This is a genomic window from Bacillus sp. LLTC93, assembly GCF_002993125.1.
Lineage (GTDB): Bacteria > Bacillota > Bacilli > Bacillales > Bacillaceae > Bacillus > Bacillus zhangzhouensis.
Window position 1 is genome coordinate 1 of the sequence record NZ_PVME01000003.1, and the last position, 26,359, is coordinate 26,359.

Below are 26,359 nucleotides of genomic sequence, written 5' to 3' on the forward strand. Positions count from 1 at the left end.
CTTAAAAAATTAGCAAACTGGACATGGAAAGAACCATGTCCAGCGTAAGACACCAGATAGATTTTATCGAAATAAGTGAAAACCCCACTTTTACTTGAAGTAAAGGTGGGGTTTGTCTACGGTCTGAAGCGCTCTAAGAGCGCTTTTTTAAATTGATCACATCACCCTTTTAAACATTTTCTCCATTTCATATGTGGAGTGATGAATGATGATCGGCCGGCCGTGCGGACATGTGAATGGGTCTTTCGTTTGCCGGAGTTCATCTAATAAAGCTTTGATTTCATCATGACGCAAATGGCGATTTGCTTTAATAGAGCCTTTACAGCTCATCATGATCGCCGCTTCTTCTCTCAGTTTTTTTATATCTACACGCTTCTCATCCAGCACTTGTTGAATGATCTCTTCGATCAGTTCAGCTTCTTCTCCTTTTGGAAACCACTGCGGATGCGATCGAACGATGTAGCTTCCTGATCCGAAGGGTTCTAAGAAAACGCCCACTTTTGCTAAAATATCTTTATGCTCTTCAATAATCAGCATGTCGTTTTTAGAGTAGTGAAATGTTAATGGAACGAGCATTTCTTGTACTTCCTGTTCGATCTCTCCTACCTTCTCACGATAATACTCGTATTTGATTCTTTCTTGAGCCGCATGCTGATCTACGATATAGAGCCCTTGTTCATTTTGAGCCAAAATATACGTGCCGTGCATTTGCCCAATCGGATACATCACTGGGACTCGCTCGTTTTCTGAAATGTTTTCGCCTGCATCTTCTTTTAGCACTGCCTCATCATATTCAAGAGAAGCCGCCGATTCCTCTACATGAACACTCGCAGCTGGCTTTTCTTCATCCGTACTTTCCAGTACAGGCATCCCGTATGTTTCATTTTGATTTGTCTCATATACAACCGATTCGATAGGGACCGGCTGATAGGATATAGGTGTTTCCGTTCGGCCTGTATTTGCTTTTTTTGATTCGAAGGTTAAGGATTGCTGCTCATTTTTCACGGCTGGCATTGGTGCTTTTTTTGGCACCGAAGCACTTGGAATGAGCTGCTGCTTTTGAAACACTTCCTTAATTCCTTGTTTGAGTAGCTCATGAAGTTCCTGTTCTTTACTAAGTCTCACTTCAAGTTTTGACGGGTGCACGTTCACATCCACTAGAATGGGGTCCATCTTCATCTCAATAAATGTAATCGGATGGCGACCGATCGGCAGCAACGTGTGATACCCTTCATGGATGGCTTTCACGAGCGGGAAATGCTTGACATATCTGCCGTTTACAACAGAAGACATATAATTCCGCGATGCTCTCGTCACTTCTGGTAAGGAAATATACCCTTTCACTTCAAAATCAAGTGATTGTACGTGGAGTGGCAGCATTTTTTTCGCCACAGCCGTTCCATAAATGGCCGCAAGCACATGCCGCACATCTCCGTTTCCATTTGTCTGAAGTAAGACTTTCCCTTGATGACGCAAACGAATCGATACTTCTGGATGAGCAAGTGCAATTCGGTTGACGACATCCGATATATTACCAAGCTCTGTATGAACGGTTTTCATGTATTTTAAGCGGGCTGGTGTATTATAAAATAAGTTGGTGACCACAATTTCGGTGCCGCGCCGGCCCGAAGTTTTTTGCTCTGAAATGATCTTCCCGCCTTGGAGAGCTAAGTGCGTTCCAGCTCCTTCACCGGTACTTGTTTTCATTTCTAAGTGAGAGACGGACGCGATACTTGGCAGCGCCTCTCCCCTAAAACCTAGTGTTCTGACACGGAACAAATCATTTTCATCTTTGATTTTACTCGTTGCATGGCGCTGGAAGGCGAGCTTACAATCTTCAGCATCGATTCCAACACCATTATCAATGATTCTAATAGAAGAAAGACCTGCTTCTTCTACATCGATTTCAATGACTGTACTACTTGCATCGATCGCATTTTCCACAAGCTCCTTTACGACAGAAGCCGGACGTTCGACCACTTCACCAGCAGCAATTTTATTTGATAGGTCATCGGATAACTGAATAATCTTTGCCATTTCTGCTCACCTCACCTTACATTATAATTTCTTTTGCAATTCATATAGCTTTGTCATGGCTTCCAGTGGCGTCATATCCATTAAGTTAAATGACTTTAATTCGTCGATCACCGCTTGATCTTTGTGTTTAAGAACAGCCTTGGCTTGTGGTTTTTCTTCCACTTCAAAGAAAGAGAGCTGTTGTTTCTCCTTGGATTTTTCTATTTTTGGAGATGCAGCCATATGCGGAACCACTTCATGTGATCCGCTCTCAAGTTCTGTTAAAATCGTCTGGGCTCTATCAATGATGGCATCAGGCAATTCAGCAAGCTGCGCTACATGAATGCCGTAGCTTTTGTCAGCTGCACCTTCTTTGATTTGATGTAAGAAAACGACCGTTCCTTCATGCTCTTCAGCTCGTACATGGACATTCTTCAGCTCAGTTAATTGGGATTCAAGTACCGTCAGCTCATGGTAATGTGTGGAGAAGAGGGTTTTGGCACCAATATGATCATGAACAAATTCAATGATCGCCTGTGCAAGAGCCATTCCATCATAGGTGCTTGTCCCGCGTCCAATCTCATCAAATAAAATCAAACTGTTTTTCGTTGCATGCACCATCGCATTTTTTGCTTCGAGCATCTCTACCATAAAAGTACTTTGGCCAGAAATCAAATCATCTGCCGCACCAATACGTGTAAAAATTTGATCGAATATCGGAAGGGTCGCCTTTGATGCCGGCACAAAGCAGCCAATTTGCGCAAGAATTGAGATGAGCGCCATTTGTCTCATATACGTACTTTTCCCGGACATATTCGGGCCAGTAATGAGTAAGGTTTGTCTGCCTCTTCCCATATAGCAGTCATTCGGCACATACTCCTGGTGATCCATCACTTTTTCAACGACAGGGTGACGGCCATCAATGACATCCACCTCATCCTCTGAGAATTCCGGACGGACATAACGGCGCTTTTCACTAACAGTCGCAAAGCATTGCAGCGCATCCAGCTCACTCATTTGTTTTGCGAGCAGCTGTAATCTAGGAATATATGTTTTCACTTGTTCCCTAAGAGCTGAAAATAGTTCATATTCCAACTCGCTAATATTGGATTCTGCCTCAAGAATAAGGGCTTCTTTTTCTTTCAAGTCAGGCGTAATATACCGCTCTGCATTGGTAAGGGTTTGTTTTCTTTCATAACGGCCCTCTTCCAGCAGATGCGTATTCGCCCGGGTTACTTCGATATAATAACCAAATACTTTATTAAATCCGACTTTTAAGGAACGAATGCCCGTATATTCTCTTTCTTGCTGTTCAAGCCGTGCAATCCAGTCCTTACCGTTTCGGCTGGCATCACGATATTCATCTAATTTTGCATTGTAGCCATCTTTAATCAAATTGCCTTCTTTTAACGTCATCGGCGGATTCTCATAAAGAGCATCTTCTAATAAATCAAGCAAGTCACCACAAGGGTCAATATCATTCGCTCTTGATTTCGCCATTTCCTCTGGCAGTGAATGGACGAGTTCTTTAATGGCCGGTACTTGTTTTAAGGATTCCTTCAGCTGAATGAGATCACGGGCATTCACATTTCCAAATGCCACACGGCCCGCTAGACGCTCAAGATCATATACTTGCTTTAATCGTTCACGCAGATCCTCTCGTTCAAAGAAATGATCCATGAGAATTTGCACCATTTCTTGGCGTTCCTTAATTTGCGAAAGGCGAATGAGCGGCCGATCGATCCATTGCTTAAGCAGTCTTCCGCCCATCGCTGTTTTTGTTTCATCTAGCAGCCATAATAAAGAGCCCTTTTTGCTTTTTGAACGGATCGTCTCTGTTAATTCAAGATTTCGCTTTGAGTAAAGATCAATTTTCATCGTTTGTTCAAGCTCAAACACTTGAACTTGCTGAAGATGATCAAGACTTCTTTTTTGCGTTCTTCTTAAGTAGGCATATAGCGTTAAAAATGCTGATCTCAGATTTTCGTCAAGATGGGAAACAAGCGGTTCAGCCTCATCCATTAATTCGCCGCTATCTTCGTATGAAATCGTTGCATGACAGCGTTCTTTAAGGGTCTTCACTGTTTCCTCATCCAGCTGCTTTGAAACCACAATTTCCTTTGCACCGACAGAATAAATTTCAGACACTACCTCATCTAATCGATCGATGAAAGCAGCCATGTTTTCCCCTGTTGATAAATCGGAAAGCGCAAGGCCGTATCCATTTTGAAAGCTGGAAACAGACGCAATAAAGTTGTTCTCATTTTCACTAAGCCCTTTGCCATCCATGACCGTACCTGGTGTAATCAGTTGAACAACTTCTCTTTTGACCACACCTTTTGCCGTTTTAGGATCTTCCACCTGTTCACAAATAGCGACTTTGTAGCCCTTTGAAATCAACTGTTCTATGTATGCAGAAGCAGAATGATAAGGGACGCCGCACATTGGGATCGTCCCGCCGTCTCTGCTTGTTAACGTAATTTCTAGTTCTTGTGCCGCTTCTTTTGCGTCATCAAAAAACATCTCATAAAAATCGCCTAAGCGAAAAAATAAAAAGGCATCTTGATAATCTGCCTTGATCTTTAAATATTGCTGTATCATGGGCGTATAACTTGCCATATTTCTAATCCCTCACTATATCACTTTCGAATTCATACCATCTTACATTATAGCATAAAAAAGTACCTTTTTTCCCCTAGATCGAGGCACAAAAAAACTAGGGGGATATGCGCCCTAGTCATCAATTACTCTTCTGGATCACCTGCTAGGAATTCTGGATGAATATCCTCTAACTCCTCATCCACTTCTTCTTCCCACTCGTGATCATCTTTTTCTTTCCAGCTTGAATTGACCTCTACAACAATTTTTGTTTCTCCTACCACTTCAGCAATGAATTCACGCTCTGCCTGAACGATAATTTTATTGCCATTTGGAGAAATGGTCACCTCTAAGCAGTTGGGCTGCTGCAACACTTTCGCAATCACTTCATGTTCATCATCAAGGAAATTCTTATCTTTATATCTCAGTTTGATGATGTCTACATATTTCACACGTTCTGTGACCACTTCTGTTTTTGTGTTGTCAGCATATGAATACCACACGTTAATATCAAATGTTCCTTCAATTTCAACAGTTTTACCGACCTTTTCAGCATCATACTTATGATTAATGATCCAACCACCTAGGATGCTGGTTGGTTTTTGCGATGGAGAAATGGTGTGTGTGCTTTGGGTGAATTTCCTCCCTTTTGCAACCACCGCTTTTGTAATAATCTCTCTGTATTCAGACATTCCGGCATGCCTCCTTGTTCTTGATCGTTTTATCTTATGCTGGGCATTCGTCTAGTGTGTCACGATTTTGAGCTTCATGTTCAATTAAATTCATTTCTGTTTCAGTGTATGCATGGTCGCCCATAAACTTGCCTTGAAAATTGGAAAAGTTGGAGAGTGAAAGATTTGGGGTTGATGGAGCTTTGGTGTAGAGCGGGGAATTCAAATTTTAAATTGTTTCAGAAATTAAATATCGTAAGGTAACAAAAAACCCCGCATCTGCGGGGTTTTCTCATTTAATGGAGCAACTTGGTGATGAGTTTTTCACTTTTGAACCGGTTTCTCCTAATAATAGGTCACCGCCGGTTGAAAGAATGATTTCATCCGTTACTTGATTAGAAATCGTGTGCGCTACAAGCTGAAGCAGGGAATTGACCTCAATTTGTGATTCTTTGAATTCTTGAATCACTGGGATGTCATCCAGCTCTTCTTGCAGGGCATCGATTTTTTCTTCGACTTGCTTTAAGGCTTCGTGTTTGCCGTAATGCTTTAAATTCACAGCTTGTTTTTGAAGCGCCTTAATTTGATTGATGATCGTCGAAATTTTTGTATTTTCATTGATTTGTGCTTCTGCTTTTTTGAAGAAATCAACTTCTTCTGTTTCAGAAATCATTTTAGCGAGCTCTCTTGCGCGCTCGACAATCTCTTTCTTTGAATAAAGTGTCATTTTAATTCACCTCGATAGCTTCTTCAACCATTTCTCCGTCAAGAGACCAAGTTTTCGCTTGTGTGATTTTCACTTTGACGATGTTGCCAATCGCTTCTTTTGGTGCTTTAAAATTCACAAGCTTGCTTTTACTTGTATAACCGGCTAGGACCTCAGGGTTATTTTTACTTTCACCCTCTACTAATACTTCGACAGTCTGCCCTTCATATTCCTTCATTTTTTTCGCGGAAATTTCATTCACGAGTGCATTCAGGCGCTGAAGGCGTTCTTTTTTCACACGCATTGGCACATTGTCTTTCATTTTGGCTGCTGGTGTTCCTTCTCTTGGAGAGTAAATGAACGTATAAGCTGCATCAAACTCAACCTCACGATAGAGGGAAAGGGTTTCTTCAAACTGCTCATCTGTTTCATTTGGGAACCCAACAATAATGTCTGTTGTCAGGGAAGCATTTGGCATCGCTTCTTTGATTTTGCGCACAAGATCAAGGTAACGTTCACGGTCATATTTTCTCGCCATTAGTTTCAGCACAGAAGAACTTCCTGATTGAACTGGTAAGTGAATATGATCGAGCAAGTTGCCGCCCTTTGCAAGCACCTCAATTAAATGGTCATCAAAGTCACGCGGATGACTTGTTGTAAAACGGATACGCGGAATATCGATTTTACGTAGCTCATCCATGAGATGGCCAAGACCATATTCCATGTCTTCAAAATCTTTTCCATACGCATTCACGTTTTGACCAAGAAGGGTAATTTCCTTATATCCTTCTGCCGCTAAACGTCTTACCTCTTGAATAATTTCATCTGGCCGGCGGCTTCTTTCCTTGCCGCGTGTGTAAGGTACGATACAGTATGTACAGAACTTATCACAGCCGTACATAATGTTCACCCAGCCTTTGATTTTACCTTGGCGGGCTCTTGGAAGGTTTTCAATGACATCCCCTTCCTTCGACCAAACCTCAATGACCATTTCTTTTGAAAGATAACATTCAGATAAAAGCTCCGGCAAGCGGTGGATGTTGTGCGTTCCGAAAATCAAGTCAACAAATGGGTGTTTTTTCAAAATACGGTTGACGACAGATTCTTCTTGTGACATACATCCGCAGACACCTAAGATCAAATCTGGCTTTTCACGTTTTAAAGCTTTTAGATGACCAAGCTCTCCAAACACTTTGTTTTCAGCATTCTCACGAATGGCGCAAGTGTTTAAAAGGATGACATTCGCATCTTGAGTAGAGTTTGTCGGTTCATAGCCAAGCGCCATAAAAATACCAGCCATCACTTCTGTGTCATGCTCATTCATTTGACAGCCATAAGTGCGAATATAAAACTTGCGGCCGTTCCCTAACCCTTGAAACCGCTCATCAATTTGAAATTGATTGTATTCAACTTCTTCTTTACCCCGTTTTTTTGCATCTTTTAAGGAAGGCGGAATGTAAACAGCTTCAAAATATTGGCTGTAGTCCTTCTCGGATTTTTTGTCCGATGAACTTACTTGTCCGCTCGCTTTTCTCTGTTCTTCATTCATGAATTTGTACTCCTTTCAAACCAAGCTCCACCCTACAGTATAGACTATTTTGTTATGAATTGAAAATAAATTCATATACGGTTTTTCTATGAAAAATGCCTATTTAGCAGGACAGTCATAACCATTCTCTTTATAAAAAGAAAAAGAGAGCCCGCGCTCTCTCAATCAAGTATGTTCAGTTTATTCGCTTCTTCTTCAATGATTGTCAGTGCACGATCAAGTTCTTCTTTTGTGTGCTCTGCTGTGATGATGGCTCTAATTCTCGCTTTTCCTTTCGCCACAGTTGGGAAGGCTATGCCCTGAGCAAAGACGCCTCGCTCTATTAATGCCTTTGAAAAACGGAAAGTAAGTGTCTCGTCTCCAATCATTATCGGAATAATCGGTGTCTCTGTTGGTGCAACCTGAAATCCCAGACTGATAACCTTTTCTTTAAAATAGGCAGCGTTTTCCCAAAGCGTATCAATTCGCTCTGGTTCGTCTAAGAGTACTTCAATCGCTTCTTCACACGCTCTTGTCACAGCTGGTGGATGTGAGGTACTGAATAAAAACGGTCTTGCTTTATGCTTTAAGTAGTCGATTAAAACTGCAGAACCAGCCACGTAGCCGCCAAGCACACCGACAGCCTTACTAAGTGTCCCAACCTGAATATGCACTCTGCCGTCGAGTTTAAAATGGTTGACTGTCCCGCGTCCGTTTTCACCAAGCACTCCTGACGCATGTGCATCGTCAACCATTACAAATGCGTCATATGCTTCTGCGAGTCTCACAATCTCAGGAAGCGGTGCAATATCTCCATCCATCGAGAATACACCATCTGTTACGATAAGCCGGACGCGGTAATTCATAGATTTCTTTAAAATTTTCTCAAGCTCTTCCATATTGGAATGAGCGTATACTTTTTTATCTGCCTTTGTTAATCGAATGCCATCGATGATCGAGGCATGATTGAGCTCATCTGAAATCACAATATCATCTTTTGTTAAAATACTTGATAAAACCCCTTGGTTGGTCGTAAAACCTGATTGAAACACAAGGGCTGCCTCTGTCTTTTTAAATGCAGCGAGCTTTTTTTCAAGACGTTCATGCATCGTCATTGTACCGGCAATGGTTCGTACAGATCCTGTCCCAGCACCAAACTCATCAATCGCCTCTTTCGCTGCTTTCATCAGTCTTGGATGTGAGGTGAGGCCTAAGTAGTTATTTGAGGAGAGTTGTATGACGGATTGGTCATTTAATGTGACCGTGGATGATTGTTTTGAGTCGATCTCTTTAAGCGTTTGGTGGGTGCCTTGCTTCTTCATTGCTTCTAATTCATCTTGTAAATACGTGAATTCTTTCATCATTTCTTCCCCCTTTGATATGATGGCATCATAAGTACGACCTTTCCGCATGTACCATTTCTCATGAGTTCAAACCCCTTTTCGAAATCTTCAAATGGTAGCGTATGGGTGACAACCGGCTGTACATCAATTGTATCCGTTCTTAAAAGCTCTGATACTTGACGCCACGTTTCAAACATTTTTCTCCCCGTGATCCCTTGAACAGTTAATCCCCTAAAAACAATTTGATTCGTAATATCAATTGTCACTGGCCGTTCTGGCAAACTCAGTATATTGACTTTCCCTCCATTTGCACAAGCTTCGAGTGCTTGATTAATCGCAACTGGGTGTCCTGACATCTCACACATCACGTCTGCCCCTTCCATTCGCGTGAGCTGCTTAATCATCGCAACAGGATCATCTTTTCCGATATCCACGATATGGTCTGCGCCCATTTTCCTTGCAAGCTCAAGCCTGTATTCGTTTTTATCAACGGCAAACACTTGGACAGCCCCGGAGGCTTTTGCGACTGCGATCGCCATTAAACCAATTGGTCCGCAGCCAAAAATCGCCACTGATTTACCTGAAACAGATGTGTGCAAAACCGTATGAACTGCATTTCCAAGCGGCTCTTGAATGGACGCAAGCTCTACAGGCATTTGTGCTGGATTATGCCACACATTTTGTTCAGGCATCTTCACATATTCAGCAAAGCAGCCATCAATGTCTACCCCTAAAATCTTTGTTTCACTGCACAAATGCTGCTGGCCTGTTAAACACATATAGCATTGATTACATACAACATGCGTCTCTGCCGATACAAAGTCCCCTATTTTTGCGCGTGAGACTTGCTTGCCCACTTTGACAACTTCCCCAGTAAATTCGTGTCCGAAAATGTAAGGTGCTTTGACTCTTCCCTTAGCCCAATCATCCCAATTATAAATATGCACATCTGTTCCGCATATCGATGTGGCTTTCACCTGGATCAATACTTCATGATCATTGATTTCTGGAATCGGCATGTCTATCAACACCGCTCCGTAAGCGCTTTCTTTTTTAACAATCGCTTTCATCGTTCCACACATGACGTACAACCCCTTTGTTAAAAAACTTCTCCCAATCAGATTTTAACACGTCTTATTTTAGTCGTAAACACCACTGTCCACTAGATAGAGACAAATGAACACTCCACATATTTTTTGGGATTTTTTTTATAAAAAAAAGGCAAATCTCCGAATAGAAGGAGATTTGCTTTAGCTGTCAGCGTTTTTTTGAAACGGCAACATATAGGGCCGGCACAATTAATAGTGTCAGAATCGTTGAGAAAAAGACACCTGATACAATGCAGATTGCAAGCGGCTTAAAGAGTGGATCATTACTTAACGCAACAGGCATAAGGGCAACTAGTGCTGTAAATGCCGTTAATAAAATGGGTCTAATCCTTGCTCTTCCCGCTTCAATCACGGCTGTTCGTTGATCAAAGCCTAGTTTTCGCCGCTGTTCAATAAATTCGAACAAGACAACCGCATTTCGGACCACGATGCCAGCTAATGATACAATCCCCATTGTCGCCATAAAGCTGAACGGCGTTTGCGTGACAAACAGCCCGATAATAGCTCCTGATATCGCTAAGTAAACGGTTCCTAGCACTAAAAGCGGAAGCATCAATGAATTGAACTGGAAGGCGATCGTCACATAAATGAGCAGCAAGACAACCCCAAATAAAAGACTAATTTCAATAAAGAATTGGGTCTGATCTTCATTTTCTCCACCTTGAGAAATGGTCAAATCCTTCGCTGTATCACTTTTTTCGACTTGATTGACGACTTCTTTCATATCGTCTTTAAATGTATCTGACGTTCCAGGGTACGCCTTTAACGTGATGGTTGGAATACCATTTTCATGTGGAATACTCTCGTATTGCTCTGTTTCTTTTTCTTTCACATATCGGCTAAGTGGCTCCAGCGAAGGCATACCACCCTCATTTGTATTCACAGGCACTTTGATTTCCTTTAGCTTCAGGCCATTTTGATGTGCATCCATATCCTGTTTGACCACGAGATCAATGTCCTCTGTTCCTTGTTTAAAGGTACCTAATGGAATTCCTTCTGTCACAAGACCAAGCTGTCTGCTGACAAACTGAGCGCTGAGTCCGTCCTCTGCCATACGGTCACGGTTTAATTCAAATGAGATGGTTTTTACTGGCTGATTGACATCGTCCGTGATCAAGCTTGCCCCATTTTCTTTCATTTCTTTTGTAAGCGTTCTTTTGACATCAATTAGTTTTGAAAAAGAGTCACCCGCAATGGTTACAGTCACAGGCGCTCCGGTTGGCGGCCCTTGAACAATGGTTTTCATAAAGATATCAGCATCTTTAAATTTCTCTCGCAAAGGCTCTGTCATACGGTCAATCAATGCCTTACTTGTCATCTGATCATTGTCTACTCTCACGACAATCTGACCCGTATGGTCACTTGCATTTGAGATGCTTTCATTAAACAAGTTCGGCAAACCACCGCCTGCAAAAATGGCCGTCTCTTCAATGCCTTTTTGCTGTTTGATCTCTTGTTCTATTTTCTCTAGTGTTTCATTTGTTTTGTCTAATGTCGTTTCACTTGGAAGTGTGACAGTGACAACAACCTCTTTCTTATTCGCCGCAGGGAAAAATTCAAATGGTGTGACGAAGATAAGTAAAAAGGCAAGTGTTGCAACAAGCAAACCACTTAATCCAATGAGAAGTGGACGCCTCACGATTTTTGTCAGCACGCGGTCTGCATATAAATCTGCTAATTTCTTTAATGGATTGCCTAAGAATCCCGGCTCCTTTTGAATCTTCTTGTTCTTTCTTTTCCGGTTCGCTGTATATTGATAGACTGGGACAAGTGTCAAAGAAATGACCATAGACGCAAGCACAGTTGTCACTAGAACAGACGGTAATGCTCGAATAAATGAACCGTTCGCACCAGATAGGAAAACAAGTGGCAAGAAGGCAAACACAACCGCAAGTGTTGATGTCAAAATGGACCCTGCGACCTCTTTCACCCCTGCAATGGTTCCTTTGAGCGGACTTTCGTATTTTTTCATCTGCCTCAAAATATTATCGTTAACGACAATGGCATCATCCACAAGTATCCCTAAGGCAATGATAAAGCCAATAATTGAAATTTGATTAAGGTCCACTTGTAAAAATGGCAGCGGAATGGTTCCAATCGTGATCGATAACGGGATCGCTAGTGAAACGATAAAGGCACCGCCAATGGTGAGACCAAGTGTGGTGACGATAATGACAGCGATGACTGCAACGATGGCTTCTTTGATTAAATCGTTAAAAATGGCATCTACTTCACTTTTTTGTGAGTAGTAGTCTACCCATTCCACACCATTTGGCAGCTGTTTCTCTTTTTCAATGACATCACTGACTTTGTCATACATTTTAGGAATATCAAGCCCTGGTTTTATATTGACTGTAAACGAATAGGCGGGCTTTCCATTATATGAAACAATATCACTTTTCTCTTTTTCTACTTCTTTTAAGCTGCCAAGCTGACTAATTGTGACTGGCTCTCGATTCGTTTTTGAGAAAAGCTCAATCTTTTTGACTTGATCTAAGCGGTCATAGGCATCAATGGACAGCTTGACCTTTTCTCCGTCTGCCTGAATGTCACCTAGTGGAGAAGTGTCAAATTCCTGCTTGATGGCATTTGTGACATCGGTCACATTTAACCCCTCATCCTCAAGCTTACTTGAATCTAAGTTCAATACCGCTTGTTTGTCATTGAAGCCTTTGATGACGACACCGTCAACACCTTTGATGTCATCTACTTTTTCCTTCAACGCACGCAGCGATTCCTGACTTTTTGTTAAGTCAGATGACTTACTCGACACAATCATGTATGAACCAACCGGCACGTTGCCAAACTCATCCTTTACATCTGGCTCCATCACACCGTCAGGAAAGGAAGATGCTGCACTCGTGGTTTCATTTTTAATTTGACCTGCCACCTTTTGAAAATCGGCTTGATCATCAATTTCAAGCACAATATTTGAAAAACCAACGGCAGAAACAGAGCTTGTTTTCTCTACACCATTGATATCAGAAATGGCTGATTCCAGCTTATTGGTTACATCACTTTCTACCTGTTTTGCATCAGCACCAGGAAAAACAGTGGAGATAGTCACGATATTCGCTTGGAATTCTGGCAGTTCTCGTTTAGGAAGCTGCGTAAAGAGATAGCCTCCGGCAATAAGAACGATAAAAAATAAAATAAAAACAAGCTTTCCTCTTTTCAAAAAAGCTTCAATCATTATTTCACCTACTTAAATATTTATTTTTGATGAAGTATTTTCAACTTAATCTTAATTTATCATCATGGTGAAAAAATGCAAGCTCTAATATGTAGTTTTTTATCTATTTCACGAACTGAATATGTTATATAAGAAATGTATAGTGGTAAACAAAAACAACCTGCTTACATGATGTAAGCAGGTTGAAAATAATAAAATTAGAATTATCGTGGCTCAACAATCAGTTTGATTGCTGTTCTTTCTTCTCCATCGATAAGAATGTCAGTAAAGGCTGGAATGCATATCAAATCCACTCCGCTAGGCGCCACAAATCCCCTTGCAATGGCGACAGCCTTGACCGCCTGATTCAGCGCTCCAGCACCGATTGCTTGTATTTCTGCTGCACCGCGTTCACGTAAAACGCCAGCTAATGCTCCTGCTACTGAATTCGGATTTGACTTTGCTGAAACTTTTAAAATTTCCATTTCTGCTCCCCCTTAAATTTACAATGGATAAGTGAGTGTTCATTAGAACAATCTTTGTTAGATGATGCTATTTTTTTGAAAATCCATCCCCAAAATGTTTTTCAAAAATAGCAGGCTACCTACCATTTTTACTATATTCACGATAGAGGGCGCATATTCCTTCTTTCTGATTAATATTTTTCTGAAATAAATATGTGAACAATTATTCAAAGAAAATATGGTCATCATTTATCAAAATTCGATCAATTTTGACAGCTTTTTTCGACTGTTCGTCAATTTCTACGATCACAGCACTTAATGTAGTGCGTCCTTCTGCAATGTCAAAACGGACAGGAAGGCTCGTTTTGAATCGTTTAATGATGGTTTCCCGGTCTACCCCTAAAATGCCATCATAAGGACCTGTCATTCCAACATCTGAAATATACGCAGTTCCTTTTGGCAATACGCGGTTATCTGCTGTTTGAACATGTGTATGTGTACCAACAACACATGATGCACGACCATCTGTATACCAGCCCATTGCTAGCTTTTCACTTGTGGCTTCACCATGAAAATCAATAAAAATAAATGGTGTACGTTTGGATGCTTCTGCAATTAATTCATCGACTTTTTGAAACGGACAGTCAATTGGGGGTAAAAAAGTACGTCCTTGTAAGTTGATGACAGCCAATTCTTTTCCTTGCTTTTTAATGAAGGTGAGGCCTTTCCCAGGCGTACCTTGCGGGAAGTTGGCTGGACGAACAATATTGGCTGCATCATCGATGAAATCGAAAATGTCTCTTTTATCCCATGTATGGTTCCCCATCGTGAGCACGTCAGCTCCTGTTTGCAGCAGCTCGTGATAGATTTTCTCAGTGAGGCCTTTCCCATGAGCCGCATTTTCTCCATTGACAATTGTAAAGTGCGGCTGATATTTTTTCTTAAGCTTTGGCAAGTATTCTTTCAGTGTATCTCTGCCAGGTGAACCGACGATATCTCCAACAAATAATATTTTCATGCGTTTTGAACCCTTTCTCTTATAAATTGATCTTCCTATCAGTGTTGCATATTTACACAAAAAAATAAAGCGGCGCTAAGCGCACCGCTCTATTTTGCATACTCTACTGCGCGAGTTTCTCGAATGACCGTCACTTTAATGTGACCAGGGTAATCGAGCTCGTCCTCAATTCGCTTACGAATATCCCTTGCTAGACGGTGAGCTTCAAGATCATTAATTGAATCTGGCTTCACCATAATACGTACTTCACGTCCAGCCTGTATCGCAAACGATTTTTCAACACCTTCATAAGATTCAGAGATATCTTCTAATTTCTCAAGTCTCCGAATGTAATTTTCAAGCGTCTCACTTCTTGCACCAGGGCGTGCTGCAGATAATGCATCAGCTGCCGCAACAAGAACAGCGATAATAGATGTCGGTTCTTGGTCACCGTGGTGAGAGGCAATACTGTTGATGACAACAGGATGCTCTTTATATTTCGTCGCAAGCTCAACGCCAATTTCTACGTGGCTTCCTTCTACTTCATGATCAATGGCTTTTCCAATGTCATGCAGAAGACCTGCTCGTTTTGCAAGCTTTGCATCTTCTCCAAGCTCTGAAGCCATGAGACCTGCAAGATGTGCAACCTCAATCGAATGCTTCAGGACATTTTGTCCATAACTTGTACGGAATTTTAAGCGACCGAGAATTTTGATGAGATCCGGATGCAGACCGTGAACACCGACTTCAAATGTCGTTTGCTCACCCATCTCGCGGATATAATCATCGACTTCACGGCGTGATTTTTCCACCATTTCTTCAATTCGTGCAGGATGAATTCGGCCATCCTGGACTAGCTTGTCCAGAGCTATCCTCGCTGTTTCACGTCTAATCGGATCAAAGCCCGATAATATGACAGCTTCAGGTGTATCATCTATGATCAGGTCAATACCTGTTAGCGTTTCTAACGTACGGATATTTCGTCCTTCACGTCCGATAATACGACCTTTCATCTCATCATTTGGAAGATTGACTACAGATACCGTTGTTTCAGCTACATGATCAGCTGCACAGCGCTGTAACGCAAGTGAAAGAATGTTTTTCGCCTTTTTATCAGCCTCTTCTTTCGCCCGGTTTTCTGATTCTTTCGTCATGACTGCAATGTCGTGGGAAAGCTCATTTTCAACTTGATCCAGAATGATTTGTTTCGCTTCATCTCGAGTTAGACTAGAAATGCGTTCCAACTCGGCTTTCTGCAAACGAATCATATCATCCACTTTGCTTTCCATCTCTTCAATATGTTGTTGTCGTTCATTCAGAGAATGATCTCTCTTCTCCAACAGGGACTCCCGTTTATCTAAAGATTCATCTTTGCGATCAAGATTTTCCTCTTTTTGAAGTAAACGGTTTTCTTGTCTTTGAAGCTCATTACGTCTTTCACGAACTTCTTGCTCCGCCTCTACACGAAACGAATGAATTTCATCTTTCGCTTCCAAGAGTGCTTCTTTCTTCAATGCTTCCGCATCACGCTTTGCATCCTCAACAATTTGTTCGGCCATGTTTCTTGCGCCGGATATTTTTGCTTCTGCAATGGTTTTACGAACAAAGTAGCCAACAACTAAACAGATTAGGCTCAGCAAAATGGAGATGATCGTAAACATCGTAGGCGACATATTTTCACCTCCTCTTGCTATGAACTTGGTTTTACAAATAAAGTGTCGGCATGTACATTGTTTTGTGCCTCAACATACAGGGCCTTCACAGGGAATGAGATCCTCACTGCCCTTGTCAAGTTTAAATTAGTTATCAATCATGTTAAGAAAAACAAGTGATACATTCCCATTGTAATTGTGTCGGAAATACTTGTCAAGCTAGTCAGACTGAGGCGTAAGTCGTTATTTCAAGCGAAGACAGAACTTTTGACCCGCTACTTGTCATGTAATTGTAAAAAAAAGACGCTTTTCAGCGTCTTTTTAGTCTTTAAATTCCAATTCTTCTTGTCCTTCTTCTTCGGTTGCTTTCACTCCGTTTGTATCCAAACCGTAATGTTCTCTGATTTGCTCTTGAATCATGAGAAGGATATCCTTGTTTTCTTTAAGGAACTGTTTCGCGTTTTCGCGGCCTTGTCCAAGACGTTCCTCCTGGTAAGAATACCAAGCTCCGCTCTTTTGTACGATATCTAGTTCACTTCCAAGGTCGATGATTTCTCCCTCTTTTGAGATCCCTTCACCGTACATGATATCTACTTCCGCAATACGGAATGGCGGTGCAACCTTGTTTTTCACCACTTTAATTCTTGTTTTATTCCCCATAATGTCATTGCCTTGTTTCAGCTGTTCAGCACGGCGCACTTCTAAACGAACAGACGAATAGAACTTCAGTGCACGTCCACCAGGCGTTGTTTCAGGGTTACCGAACATGACCCCTACTTTTTCACGAATTTGGTTAATAAAGATGGCAATTGTTTTCGATTTGTTGATAGCACCTGATAGTTTACGAAGTGCTTGAGACATCAAACGTGCTTGAAGACCAACGTGTGAATCACCCATGTCTCCTTCAATCTCTGCTTTTGGTACAAGAGCAGCTACTGAGTCAATGACAACAATATCAACTGCACCACTGCGGACAAGAGCTTCTGCAATTTCAAGTGCTTGTTCTCCTGTATCCGGTTGAGAAAGTAACAACTCATCGATATTGACACCTAGTTTTTGAGCGTAAACTGGATCTAGCGCATGCTCTGCATCGATAAATGCAGCTTGTCCTCCCTGCTGCTGAACCTCAGCAATTGCATGAAGTGCCACTGTCGTTTTACCAGAACTCTCTGGACCATACACTTCAATAATACGGCCGCGAGGATATCCACCTATTCCAAGCGCAGTATCAAGTGCTAACGAACCACTAGGTACTGTTGAAATACGTGTATCTGTGCGCTCTCCTAGTTTCATAATAGAGCCTTTACCAAACTGTTTTTCTATTTGTTTAAGAGCCATATCTAAGGCTGCTTGACGATCACTCATTCTATTGTTTCCTCCTTTATCAATTCCACTATCTATACTATACCTTGTTTTACGTCATTTGCCAAGAAAAAAACGAACACATATTCGATTTTTTCTTGGCAAATCTTTTAAGAAAAGAGCTGCTTCTATTAGAAAAAACACTCTTTTATAAAGGAGTAAACCTAACAAAAAACAAAATTAACTCTCTTTTAATAATTTGAGCAAATGATGCAGACCATATTTCACAGCGCGTTTCCGAATGCCTGATCGACTGCCTGTAAACATCCATTCAAACACGTCTTTCTGATCTTTAGTGGATAGCCCAATGAACACTTTTCCGACAGGCTGTCCTTCATGGCTAGCAGGTCCTGCCACACCAGTAAAGCTAATACCGATATCGCTTCCTGTCAGCTTTCTAACGCCCTCAGCCAGTTCTAAAGCGCACTCTTTGCTGACAGCGCCATGAGAAGACAACGTTTCCTCCCGGCAGCCAAGCACCTGCTGCTTCACTTGATTGGTATAACAAACCACACTTCCGTTAAAAATCGATGATGCCCCTTCGAGATCTGTCAGCCACTCGGAGAACATGCCGCCAGTCAGGCTTTCAGCTGCTGCTACTGTTTTCCCGTGTTCGTGCAAGGCCTTGGACGCTTCACGGACAAGAGATGTATCTCCATATCCATAGAAGTACTCGCCTACCCGCTCTAAAATTTGCGCTTCTGTTTCTTTTAACAGACGCTCCGTTTCTTTTTCATCCTCGTGCTTGGCTGTGAGTCTTAGTGTCACTTCACCGTCAGCTGCAAGCGGTGCAATCGTCGGGTTGGTCTGAGCATCGATTAAATCTTCAAGATCTGTTTCAAGCTGTGATTCACCGATTCCGAAGAAACGCAACACGACAGACACGATTTTTTCCTTTAAGCCAAGTTTCTCAGAAATCAGCGGCTTCGCCTCGTTTTCAAACATCGGGTGCAGTTCACTTGGTGGTCCAGGAAGTAGAACATAAAACGTATCTTCTTCTTGAATAAACATACCTGGTGCCATCCCGAACCGATTCACCAGCACATCAGACCCTTCTAGAACGAGTGCTTGCTTACGGTTGTTCGGTGACATGTCACGTCCGGTCTTTCGAAAGTAGTCTTGAATCGATTCAAATGCTTCTTCATTTAGCACTAGCTCTTTTCCGAGCGTATTTGCAATGGTTTCTTTTGTTAAATCATCTTTTGTTGGTCCAAGACCGCCTGAGAAGATCATAAAATTAGATCTTTCCTGCGCCACTTGAATGGCTTGTTTTAAACGCTCTGGATTGTCACCAACTGCTGTGTGGTAATAAACATTCACACCAATTTCAGCTAGCTGTTTGCTGATGAATTGTGCATTCGTATTCGTAATTTGCCCTAGCAAAAGTTCGGAACCGACTGCAATAATTTCTGCTTTTCTCTCTGACTTCAAAGCGTACACGTCCTTTTTAGTTAGAATTCTTTAAAGCTTCCCAGTTTTTCGCAAAGTAATCCCAGCCCGAGACAACAGTGAAGAACACCGCTACCCACATCGCAAGATCACCGAACGGGAATGATACAAGTTCAAACGGCAGGTTATGCAATAGAAGTGCCGAAATCGCAATGATTTGCGCCCATGTTTTCACTTTTCCAAGCATATTGGCCGCTACCACTTCACCGCCTCCGGCTAATACGAGCCTCAGGCCTGTTACAGCAAATTCACGGCTAATGATGACAATCGCCATCCATGCCGGTGTGAGGTCATATTGAACAAGTATAATTAAAGCAGCTGACACAAGCAATTTATCTGCAAGCGGATCTAAAAATTTACCAAAATTCGTCACTAAATTAAACTTACGTGCGTAGTAACCATCAATCCAATCGGTTGTCGAAGCCACAATAAACAAGATCGCCCCGACAAGGTGAGTCACTTCGATACTCACATCACCAAAGCGTGCAACACCCCAGTCAAAAGGTGCTAGCATAATGATCATAAAAACAGGGATCAAAGCGATCCTAGAAAGAGTAATTTTATTCGGTAAGTTAAACATGAAATCCAATCCTCCAATAAAGCAATTTTTTTATGTATATAATAGTAGGAACAAAAGAAAAGTCATCTACTTGCTTAAGATGACTTTTCCTTTCCTTTATTCACAATCACAATGTTTTGTGTCATGGTGTCTTTAGGGTCTAATTCGTATTTAAGTGTCTCGTCATTGACCTTGATGTCAATTCCAGTCGCATTCCCGAGACGGATATCGATCTGAGATAGCTCTGACAGGTCTGTTTTAAACGATTCGCCATCTTTCAGTTCACCCATCTTCAGCACTTTTCCAGATTCGTCTCTCACGCGCAGCCATGAAGCTTGTGTTGCAGAAATGGTTAACTCCATATCATCTGCACCCGACACTTCATACGTTGTCGTGGACCCTTCTGTATTCGTCGCCTTCACAGAAACAGCTTCATCGTCTTTTGATGAATCATCCTTTGATGAATCGTCTTTTTTAGATGTATTTTCTTTATCATCTGACGAAGCTTTTTCTTTTTTCTTTTGATCCTTTGCGAGTGATGAATCCTCAGACACTTCGTATTTTGATTCTGATTTCTGAGGAGCTGTCTGATTATTCTTCTGTCCGCTATCATGATTGACCGCTTGCACGATCACATAAATGATGGCGATCACCACAAGTATGCCTCCAATGATTAAAATCGTCGGCAATAGCTCCAGCACCTTCGAGGCAGGCTTTGGCAGCTCTCTTTGCGGTTTAATATTTGATAATTTATCAGAGACTTCATCGTTATACGTGCTTGGTACATCTTTACGAAATTCTTCGAACAATTGTTCAGGATTTAGTCCAACGGCTTCGGCATATTGTTTAATAAACGCTCTGACGTAAAATTTACCTGGAATAATATCATAGTTTCCTTGTTCGATTGCTAGCAAATAGCGCTTTTGGATTTTGGTCGCCGCCTGAAGATCCTCCAGCGACATCCCTTTTTCCTCTCTGGCCTCAATGAGCCGTTTTCCCAATTCAGTCAAAACAAACACCTACCATTACCATATTAAAAATCGAAGCCAGAAAAACCAGAATGATCAAATACTTGTGGTTCTTCAGCGTGCTCGTATGTAATTTCTTCGTCTGCACTATTGCGCAGTTCAATGATATAGTCGAAATCGTCCATTGTATATTCTGAATTTTGAATAAAGATGTCTGGATGCTCGACCACTTTAGTTGCAGGCAGTCTCATAATTTCTCTTAAAAGCTGCAAGTGTTTCTCAGAACCTCTTCTTGTTGACACAATTCCATCAATGATAAAGACATTATCTGGGCTGTATTCATCAGCAATCAGCTGACTGCGGATGGTCTGTTTCAAAAGAGTAGACGATACAAACAGCCATCTCTTGCTTGCACATACACTTGAAGCAACAATTGATTCTGTTTTTCCAACACGCGGCATTCCGCGAATCCCAATCAATTTATGTCCTTCTTTTTTAAACAATTCAGCCATAAAATCAACAAGAAGACCGAGCTCGTCCCTTTCGAAACGGAACGTCTTTTTGTCATCAGCATCCCGCTGGATGTATCGTCCATGACGAACAGCTAAGCGGTCACGAAGTTTTGGCTGTCTTAATTTTGTTACTTTTATCGTTTCCATTGTATTTAAAATTGATTCAAGGCGCTTCACTTGATCTGTGTGGTCACAGCGCAAAAGCATTCCGCGTCTTGATACATCAACACCATTAATTGTCACAATATTAATTGAAAGCATCCCCATTAGAGAAGAAATGTCTCCTAACAGTCCGGGACGGTTTACCTGTATCTCATATTCAAAATACCATTCGAGCTTTGCCAAATGATATTACCCCCTTCATTGTGGCAAATTTTTACCTTCCTTTATCATAAAGCATTTTCACATTTTTAGAAAGCACAATGTTGCTAAACGGTTAAAATAAAAAGAGAGGCACAAACGACCCCTCTTTTTCTTTAGTGCGAGCTATTATTTTCAACTAGCTTGACCATCATATTTGCAATGGCACGCTGCTCATCTTCTGATGCAACGCTCCAAAGGTCAGCAAGCACTCTTTCCTGCTCGTTCTTTGCATCCACTTCGTTCGCTAGATATCCGCCAATTTCATACGCAAGGTTGTTGATTGTATCATCTGACAAACCTTTATCCTGCGCATGATTTAAACGGTCACCTAAAAAGTTTTTCCAATGGTCCCAGCTCTCAAGTACAGACATGTCGATTCCTCCATTCGAAAAGATGAATTACAGCCATAGCTTTTGTCATGGAGAGACGAATTATACACGTTTTTTAACAGTACCATCCGCCATTCACAGATAAAACTTGACCCGTGATATAACTTGACTGTTTTGAGGCGAGAAACCAAATGACATCTGCAATCTCCTCAGGCGCTGCAAGCCGGCCGAGCGGAATCTCTTCTTCCAGCATCGCAACGTCTTCTTGCGTGAAGCTTTGCATCATGTCCGTCTGAACAGCACCAGGAGAGACGGCATTTGCTCTAATTCCGCTTGGTGCAAGCTCTTTTGCAAGTCCTTTAATAAATGCATTTTGCGCTCCCTTGACCATGCTGTACAGCACTTCACACGATGCGCCCGTTTCTCCCCATATGGAGCTAACCGCAATGATATGACCTGCTTTTTTCTGAATCATTGCAGGCAAAAGGGATTGGGTGAGCTCATATGGACTTGTGACATGAAGCTGCACCATACTGGCTAGAACTTCTTTTTCTGTATCTGTCACTAAACCGACATGGCTCTTTCCACTATTTAAAACAACGATATCTGGACATAATGGCAGACGGCTGACAAGCTCATCCGCTCCGCCCTTTTTAGCTAAATCTGCTTGAACGACGTGCGTCTCTATTTCATATGTCTCTTCCAGATGAGCGGAGAGACGCATGGCTGCCTGTTCATTTTGGTGATAATGGAGCATCAAGTGGCAGCCTTCTTGGGCAAGCTTTTTGGCTGCCGCCTGCCCAATCCCGCCACTGGCACCAGTAATAAGCGCCCAACGACTCATACTTTGTTCCTACTTTCTTTATGAAATGCCTATTCTTTTCGTTTAAATGGGAACCAGTTTGCTGATCCGAACAATTTGACCATAACAGGTACGAATAATGGTAGCACAACGAGTGCATACAGTAAAAGTCCTGTGAGGACAAGTGTTGCAATCTGTAAAAGAGACAGCACACCTGAAGGCAGCATCGCTGCAAATGTTCCTGCCAAAATAACGGCAGCAGACATGATGACAGATCCCATATTCTTCATTGATTCGGTCATTGCAAACTGAATGTCTTTTGTTTTGTATTCATTGAACCGCTCCATTAAGAAAATCGAATAATCTACTCCCAGCGCCATTAATATGACAAATCCAAAGAATGGAACAGCCCAGTTGATGCCCGGATATCCGAAGAAATGGGTGAAAATAAATTCTGTTACACCTATTGCTGTAAAGTAAGTCAAAATGAGTGAACCAACCAAGTAAAGCGGCATGACAAGCGACCGGAACAGAATCACCAATATGAGGAAAATACCGATCATCATGTAAAGAACCGTCTTATTGAAATCTTGGTCTGACAGCTGTTTTAAATCAGCGTTCATACTTGATACGCCCGAAACGCCAAATGATACATCTTTTAGGTTTGTTTCAGGAAGTGCCCGCTCGACAGAAGCTTCCACTCGCTTAATCGTCGACAAAGCTTCATTGCCATATGGATTTTTTTCTAAAATGACATCAATCTTTGTCATTTTGCGGTCATCCGACATGTATGAATCAAATACTTGCTTGAATGCTTTATTTTTTAGGACGTCTTTTGGAATAAACCAGCCAGCCATGTCTTGATCTGGTGCATTTTTCAGTTCGTCTAAGTAGTCTCCTGCACCCATTAAGCCACTTGAAATTTTCTCAAGTCCATCTACACTCTTGTTCAGACCATCTGTCAGCTTGGTGAGGTCATCACCAAAGCCACCAATCTTTTCTTTCATTTGCTTTTGACCGTTAATGATGTCGCCTGCTCCATTTGCAAGCTTTGGCATACCATCAGCTAACTGTCCTTGCCCTTTTGACGTTTGAGCCAATCCATTTTCAATTTCTTCTAAGCCTGCAATGAGCTGATCAATTTTATTTGTAAACACTTTTTGCTGCTCTGAAGCTTTTGCGATAAAAGCGTCAGCTGCTTCAAGCTGTTTTTTTGCTTCTTTTGCTTGTTTTGCGTAGCTGTCTGCCTGTTTGGCACTTTCTTGTAAGGTAGTAGAAAGTTCATTATATGAAGCTTTGATGGCTTGATACGATTGATTTTCTTTCACCTGCGGAATTTGCTCTTCAAGTGTACTGAATTGCTGATTCGCTTGAGTGATCAAAGCTTTAACATCCGCTGCAGCAGATGATGTCGTATCGACTTGTGCTAAAGCTGCCTTTAATTCTTTGGAAATGCTTTTATATAGGGCAACTTGCTGATTCACTTGTGCGACTTGATCCGTTAATTCTTTTTTCGCACCCTTTATTTCCTCTTTAATGGCTGCCACACCTTGTTTGTTTTGGTCGATTCCGTCTTTCAGTTTTCTTAACGTTTTCTCCACGTTTTGAATGCCTGTTTGCACGGATTCGGTACCAGAAATCAATTTGTTAATGCCTTTTCCAGATGATTTGATTTGTGGTGTTTGATCCTCAATGGATTTACTCATTGTCGTAAGCCCATCTTGAATTTTTTTCAAGCCTTCATTGCTTTTATCAAGTCCATTATTCAGCTCTTTGGCTTGTGACTTCACGTACAGATCACTCAGCCCTTTACCGACAGGACGTGTTGCACTTCTAACTTTACTCACACCATCTGTTTGTTCAATCGCGCGACTTAGTTTTTCTACGGCAATAAGCCCTTCGTTATTATCAAGGAGATCAGATGATTTCACCACAACCGTTGCCGGGAGTGCTTCCCCTGGTCCAAATTTGTCAGAAATCGTATTGAACGCATTGACGGATTCATATTTATTACCGATTTCATCTAAGCTGTTATAAGAAAGGGTTCCTTTATACATAAAAATTGACGGGAGCGTAATAATCGCTACGATTAATAAACTGAAAAGTGGTTTCTTAAAAGAGAAACGACCTGCCGTTTCCCACATTTTTGACTGCGGATGGGCAATATCGCCTTTAATCGGCCAAAATAACACTTTTCCTAAAACCGCCATAAAGAATGGGACTACGGTGAGCAGTGCCACGATGAGCACAGCGACTCCAACTGCGACGGCAACCGCTGATTTATAAAGCTGGAATTGCGCTAGACCAATACATGTAAAGCCGATAAGGACAGCGATTCCGCTGAATAAGACCGTCTTTCCTGCTGTTTTATACGTAATAAGAATGGCTTCAATTTTGTCTTTTCCATGCGCAATCTCTTCTTTAAATCGGCTGAGAAGTAGAATACAGTAATCTGTTCCAATTCCAAACATGATCGCGACCATAAAGATCTGGGTAAAGGTCGAGAGTGGAAAGTCTAGATATTTGACTAAGTAAGCTACGATGGATTGACTGACCAAGTAAGAAAGGGCCACTGCGACTAAAGGCACGAACGGTGCCACCGCTGATCTAAAGACAAGCACAAGGACGACTAGGATAAACCCAATTGTAATGAACTCCGTTTTCTTCAGGCCTTCTTGCGAGCTTGTGATCACATCATCATCGATTAACGGCTGCCCTGTCATTTCAAATTTCAGGTTCAGGCTCTTAAGCTTTTCATTGACTCTTTCTTTAAAATCGGATGCTTTGATTTTGTTCGAGTCGTATGTAACTGGAACAAGGAGCGTCGTTTGATCTTTAGAGAGCATTTGTTTTTTGATATCTTTGTTCGCTTCAAAATAAGAAGTGATGTCTTCTACGTGGAGATCTTTATCCTTTTCTAAAATCTCCATTGCCTTTTTTAAAGATGTTTCTCTTTCTTTGACAATGTTCTTTTCTTGAAAGACAATGACGATTGATTTTTCTGTATCTCCGTTTTCAGACATTTTCTTTAATAGCTGATCGGCATATGAGGACGGATAACCATCTGGAACAGAAATTTGCCCTTTTTCTTTTGTTAATTGGGCCATATTAGGAGCGGTGATAAGTAACACTGCCGCTAATGCGACCCAAAGGATCGTGATAAGCCATCTACCCTTTATGATTGCTCTCATTAGTACTTTGTGCCTCCTCTTCGATGATAATCTGATAGATCTTTTCATAAGTTTGAATAAATGATTCCATTTCCTTTTCTTCCAGCTTTTTAAAATAAGATCGAACAAGACCTTGAAGCTGTTTTTCCATTCGGCTGACCACATCTTTGCCCTCTGGAGTTACGTACAGATGCACATTTCTTCTATCGGCTTGATCGTGCTCACGAACAATATAGTTCTTTGTGAATAGACGGTTTGTCATTGATGTCACAGCACTTTTATTCACATTACATACATTAGCTAGGTCTGTTGATGTACACCCTGGATGTAAATTGATGTATCGAAGCGAGTAATACTGATCAAGGGTAAGCTCTTTATCAAGCTTTTCTGTGATCATACTCGATACTTTTTTCTCCAACATGAGATAGACGTCTGCATACCTCTGAATGAGCTGTGCAATTTTTTTTTGTTCCATACGCTGCTCCTTTTTAGTTTAAGTGTTTAACTATTAAAGAGTTTAACTAATAAGCAAAACAATTGTCAATCATTATCTTCACAAAGCAAGCGCTTCCTTCAATTGAACATAAAA

Annotated in this window: 20 protein-coding genes; all 20 read right to left on the bottom strand. The window is 41.5% G+C overall.

Features of this window, described 5'->3' with window-relative positions; all coding sequences use genetic code 11:
* Window positions 1-156 precede the first annotated feature (156 nt).
* The gene (gene mutL / locus C6W18_RS09515; RefSeq protein WP_105927444.1) at window positions 157-2,037 is read right to left on the bottom strand and encodes a DNA mismatch repair endonuclease MutL; all 1,881 of its coding nucleotides are present in this window, start codon (window positions 2,035-2,037) and stop codon (window positions 157-159) included.
* Window positions 2,038-2,058: 21 nt separating this feature from the next.
* Window positions 2,059-4,635 carry a DNA mismatch repair protein MutS gene (gene mutS / locus C6W18_RS09520; RefSeq protein ID WP_105927445.1) on the bottom strand — a complete coding sequence of 859 codons (2,577 nt, stop codon included), beginning with the start codon at window positions 4,633-4,635 and terminating at the stop codon, window positions 2,059-2,061.
* A gap of 125 nt (window positions 4,636-4,760) precedes the next feature.
* Window positions 4,761-5,306: an outer spore coat protein CotE gene (gene cotE / locus C6W18_RS09525; protein ID WP_003212450.1), complete on the bottom strand. Its 546-nt coding sequence runs from the start codon at window positions 5,304-5,306 to the stop codon at window positions 4,761-4,763.
* A 271-nt stretch (window positions 5,307-5,577) separates the two neighbouring features.
* The gene (ricA, locus tag C6W18_RS09530; protein ID WP_034317546.1) at window positions 5,578-6,012 is read right to left on the bottom strand and encodes a regulatory iron-sulfur-containing complex subunit RicA; all 435 of its coding nucleotides are present in this window, start codon (window positions 6,010-6,012) and stop codon (window positions 5,578-5,580) included.
* Between the two features lies 1 nt (window position 6,013).
* A complete protein-coding gene (miaB, locus tag C6W18_RS09535) occupies window positions 6,014-7,540 on the bottom strand; it encodes a tRNA (N6-isopentenyl adenosine(37)-C2)-methylthiotransferase MiaB (protein WP_105927446.1) in 1,527 nt (508 codons plus the stop codon).
* A gap of 161 nt (window positions 7,541-7,701) precedes the next feature.
* Window positions 7,702-8,880, bottom strand: a complete 1,179-nt coding sequence (locus C6W18_RS09540; protein WP_105927447.1) for a glycine C-acetyltransferase — start codon at window positions 8,878-8,880, stop codon at window positions 7,702-7,704.
* The gene (gene tdh, locus C6W18_RS09545; RefSeq protein ID WP_105927448.1) at window positions 8,880-9,944 is read right to left on the bottom strand and encodes an L-threonine 3-dehydrogenase; all 1,065 of its coding nucleotides are present in this window, start codon (window positions 9,942-9,944) and stop codon (window positions 8,880-8,882) included. Before tdh ends, C6W18_RS09540 begins: the two co-directional genes overlap by 1 nt.
* A gap of 175 nt (window positions 9,945-10,119) precedes the next feature.
* Window positions 10,120-13,164 (bottom strand): efflux RND transporter permease subunit, encoded by a 3,045-nt coding sequence (locus tag C6W18_RS09550; RefSeq protein WP_105927449.1) that lies wholly within the window; start codon window positions 13,162-13,164, stop codon window positions 10,120-10,122.
* Between the two features lie 203 nt (window positions 13,165-13,367).
* Window positions 13,368-13,628 (bottom strand): stage V sporulation protein SpoVS, encoded by a 261-nt coding sequence (gene spoVS, locus C6W18_RS09555; protein ID WP_003211281.1) that lies wholly within the window; start codon window positions 13,626-13,628, stop codon window positions 13,368-13,370.
* Between the two features lie 202 nt (window positions 13,629-13,830).
* Entirely contained in the window at window positions 13,831-14,625 is a 795-nt protein-coding gene (locus C6W18_RS09560; RefSeq protein ID WP_034317556.1) for a TIGR00282 family metallophosphoesterase, read from the bottom strand.
* An 89-nt stretch (window positions 14,626-14,714) separates the two neighbouring features.
* The gene (rny, locus tag C6W18_RS09565) at window positions 14,715-16,277 is read right to left on the bottom strand and encodes a ribonuclease Y (RefSeq protein ID WP_003211958.1); all 1,563 of its coding nucleotides are present in this window, start codon (window positions 16,275-16,277) and stop codon (window positions 14,715-14,717) included.
* Window positions 16,278-16,577: 300 nt separating this feature from the next.
* On the bottom strand, window positions 16,578-17,621 hold the full coding sequence (gene recA / locus C6W18_RS09570) for a recombinase RecA (protein WP_034317559.1): 1,044 nt from the start codon (window positions 17,619-17,621) through the stop codon (window positions 16,578-16,580).
* Between the two features lie 177 nt (window positions 17,622-17,798).
* Window positions 17,799-19,049, bottom strand: coding sequence for a competence/damage-inducible protein A (locus C6W18_RS09575; RefSeq protein WP_105927450.1), 1,251 nt, complete (start codon window positions 19,047-19,049; stop codon window positions 17,799-17,801).
* 16 nt (window positions 19,050-19,065) lie between these two features.
* Window positions 19,066-19,647 (bottom strand): CDP-diacylglycerol--glycerol-3-phosphate 3-phosphatidyltransferase, encoded by a 582-nt coding sequence (pgsA, locus tag C6W18_RS09580; protein WP_105927451.1) that lies wholly within the window; start codon window positions 19,645-19,647, stop codon window positions 19,066-19,068.
* 74 nt (window positions 19,648-19,721) lie between these two features.
* The gene (locus C6W18_RS09585; protein WP_105927452.1) at window positions 19,722-20,636 is read right to left on the bottom strand and encodes a helix-turn-helix domain-containing protein; all 915 of its coding nucleotides are present in this window, start codon (window positions 20,634-20,636) and stop codon (window positions 19,722-19,724) included.
* A gap of 23 nt (window positions 20,637-20,659) precedes the next feature.
* Window positions 20,660-21,451, bottom strand: coding sequence for a DUF3388 domain-containing protein (locus C6W18_RS09590; RefSeq protein ID WP_034317567.1), 792 nt, complete (start codon window positions 21,449-21,451; stop codon window positions 20,660-20,662).
* Between the two features lie 131 nt (window positions 21,452-21,582).
* Window positions 21,583-21,840, bottom strand: a complete 258-nt coding sequence (locus C6W18_RS09595; RefSeq protein ID WP_034317570.1) for a DUF3243 domain-containing protein — start codon at window positions 21,838-21,840, stop codon at window positions 21,583-21,585.
* A 73-nt stretch (window positions 21,841-21,913) separates the two neighbouring features.
* On the bottom strand, window positions 21,914-22,642 hold the full coding sequence (gene ymfI / locus C6W18_RS09600; RefSeq protein WP_105927453.1) for an elongation factor P 5-aminopentanone reductase: 729 nt from the start codon (window positions 22,640-22,642) through the stop codon (window positions 21,914-21,916).
* A 29-nt stretch (window positions 22,643-22,671) separates the two neighbouring features.
* Window positions 22,672-25,791: an MMPL family transporter gene (locus tag C6W18_RS09605; RefSeq protein ID WP_105927454.1), complete on the bottom strand. Its 3,120-nt coding sequence runs from the start codon at window positions 25,789-25,791 to the stop codon at window positions 22,672-22,674.
* On the bottom strand, window positions 25,769-26,245 hold the full coding sequence (locus tag C6W18_RS09610; protein WP_105927455.1) for a MarR family winged helix-turn-helix transcriptional regulator: 477 nt from the start codon (window positions 26,243-26,245) through the stop codon (window positions 25,769-25,771). The genes C6W18_RS09605 and C6W18_RS09610 overlap by 23 nt, the downstream gene beginning before the upstream one ends.
* Between the last annotated feature and the right edge of the window lie 114 nt (window positions 26,246-26,359).

Excerpts from the sequence above, each read along its gene's own strand:
- mutL (WP_105927444.1), bottom strand. The coding sequence starts at position 2,037 with ATGGCAAAGATTATTCAGTTATCCGATGACCTATCAAATAAAATTGCT.
- mutS (WP_105927445.1), bottom strand. The coding sequence starts at position 4,635 with ATGGCAAGTTATACGCCCATGATACAGCAATATTTAAAGATCAAGGCA.
- cotE (WP_003212450.1), bottom strand. The coding sequence starts at position 5,306 with ATGTCTGAATACAGAGAGATTATTACAAAAGCGGTGGTTGCAAAAGGG.
- ricA (WP_034317546.1), bottom strand. The coding sequence starts at position 6,012 with ATGACACTTTATTCAAAGAAAGAGATTGTCGAGCGCGCAAGAGAGCTC.
- miaB (WP_105927446.1), bottom strand. The coding sequence starts at position 7,540 with ATGAATGAAGAACAGAGAAAAGCGAGCGGACAAGTAAGTTCATCGGAC.
- C6W18_RS09540 (WP_105927447.1), bottom strand. The coding sequence starts at position 8,880 with ATGAAAGAATTCACGTATTTACAAGATGAATTAGAAGCAATGAAGAAG.
- tdh (WP_105927448.1), bottom strand. The coding sequence starts at position 9,944 with ATGTGTGGAACGATGAAAGCGATTGTTAAAAAAGAAAGCGCTTACGGA.
- C6W18_RS09550 (WP_105927449.1), bottom strand. The coding sequence starts at position 13,164 with ATGATTGAAGCTTTTTTGAAAAGAGGAAAGCTTGTTTTTATTTTATTT.
- spoVS (WP_003211281.1), bottom strand. The coding sequence starts at position 13,628 with ATGGAAATTTTAAAAGTTTCAGCAAAGTCAAATCCGAATTCAGTAGCA.
- C6W18_RS09560 (WP_034317556.1), bottom strand. The coding sequence starts at position 14,625 with ATGAAAATATTATTTGTTGGAGATATCGTCGGTTCACCTGGCAGAGAT.
- rny (WP_003211958.1), bottom strand. The coding sequence starts at position 16,277 with ATGTCGCCTACGATGTTTACGATCATCTCCATTTTGCTGAGCCTAATC.
- recA (WP_034317559.1), bottom strand. The coding sequence starts at position 17,621 with ATGAGTGATCGTCAAGCAGCCTTAGATATGGCTCTTAAACAAATAGAA.
- pgsA (WP_105927451.1), bottom strand. The coding sequence starts at position 19,647 with ATGTTTAACTTACCGAATAAAATTACTCTTTCTAGGATCGCTTTGATC.
- C6W18_RS09595 (WP_034317570.1), bottom strand. The coding sequence starts at position 21,840 with ATGTCTGTACTTGAGAGCTGGGACCATTGGAAAAACTTTTTAGGTGAC.
- ymfI (WP_105927453.1), bottom strand. The coding sequence starts at position 22,642 with ATGAGTCGTTGGGCGCTTATTACTGGTGCCAGTGGCGGGATTGGGCAG.
- C6W18_RS09605 (WP_105927454.1), bottom strand. The coding sequence starts at position 25,791 with ATGAGAGCAATCATAAAGGGTAGATGGCTTATCACGATCCTTTGGGTC.
- C6W18_RS09610 (WP_105927455.1), bottom strand. The coding sequence starts at position 26,245 with ATGGAACAAAAAAAAATTGCACAGCTCATTCAGAGGTATGCAGACGTC.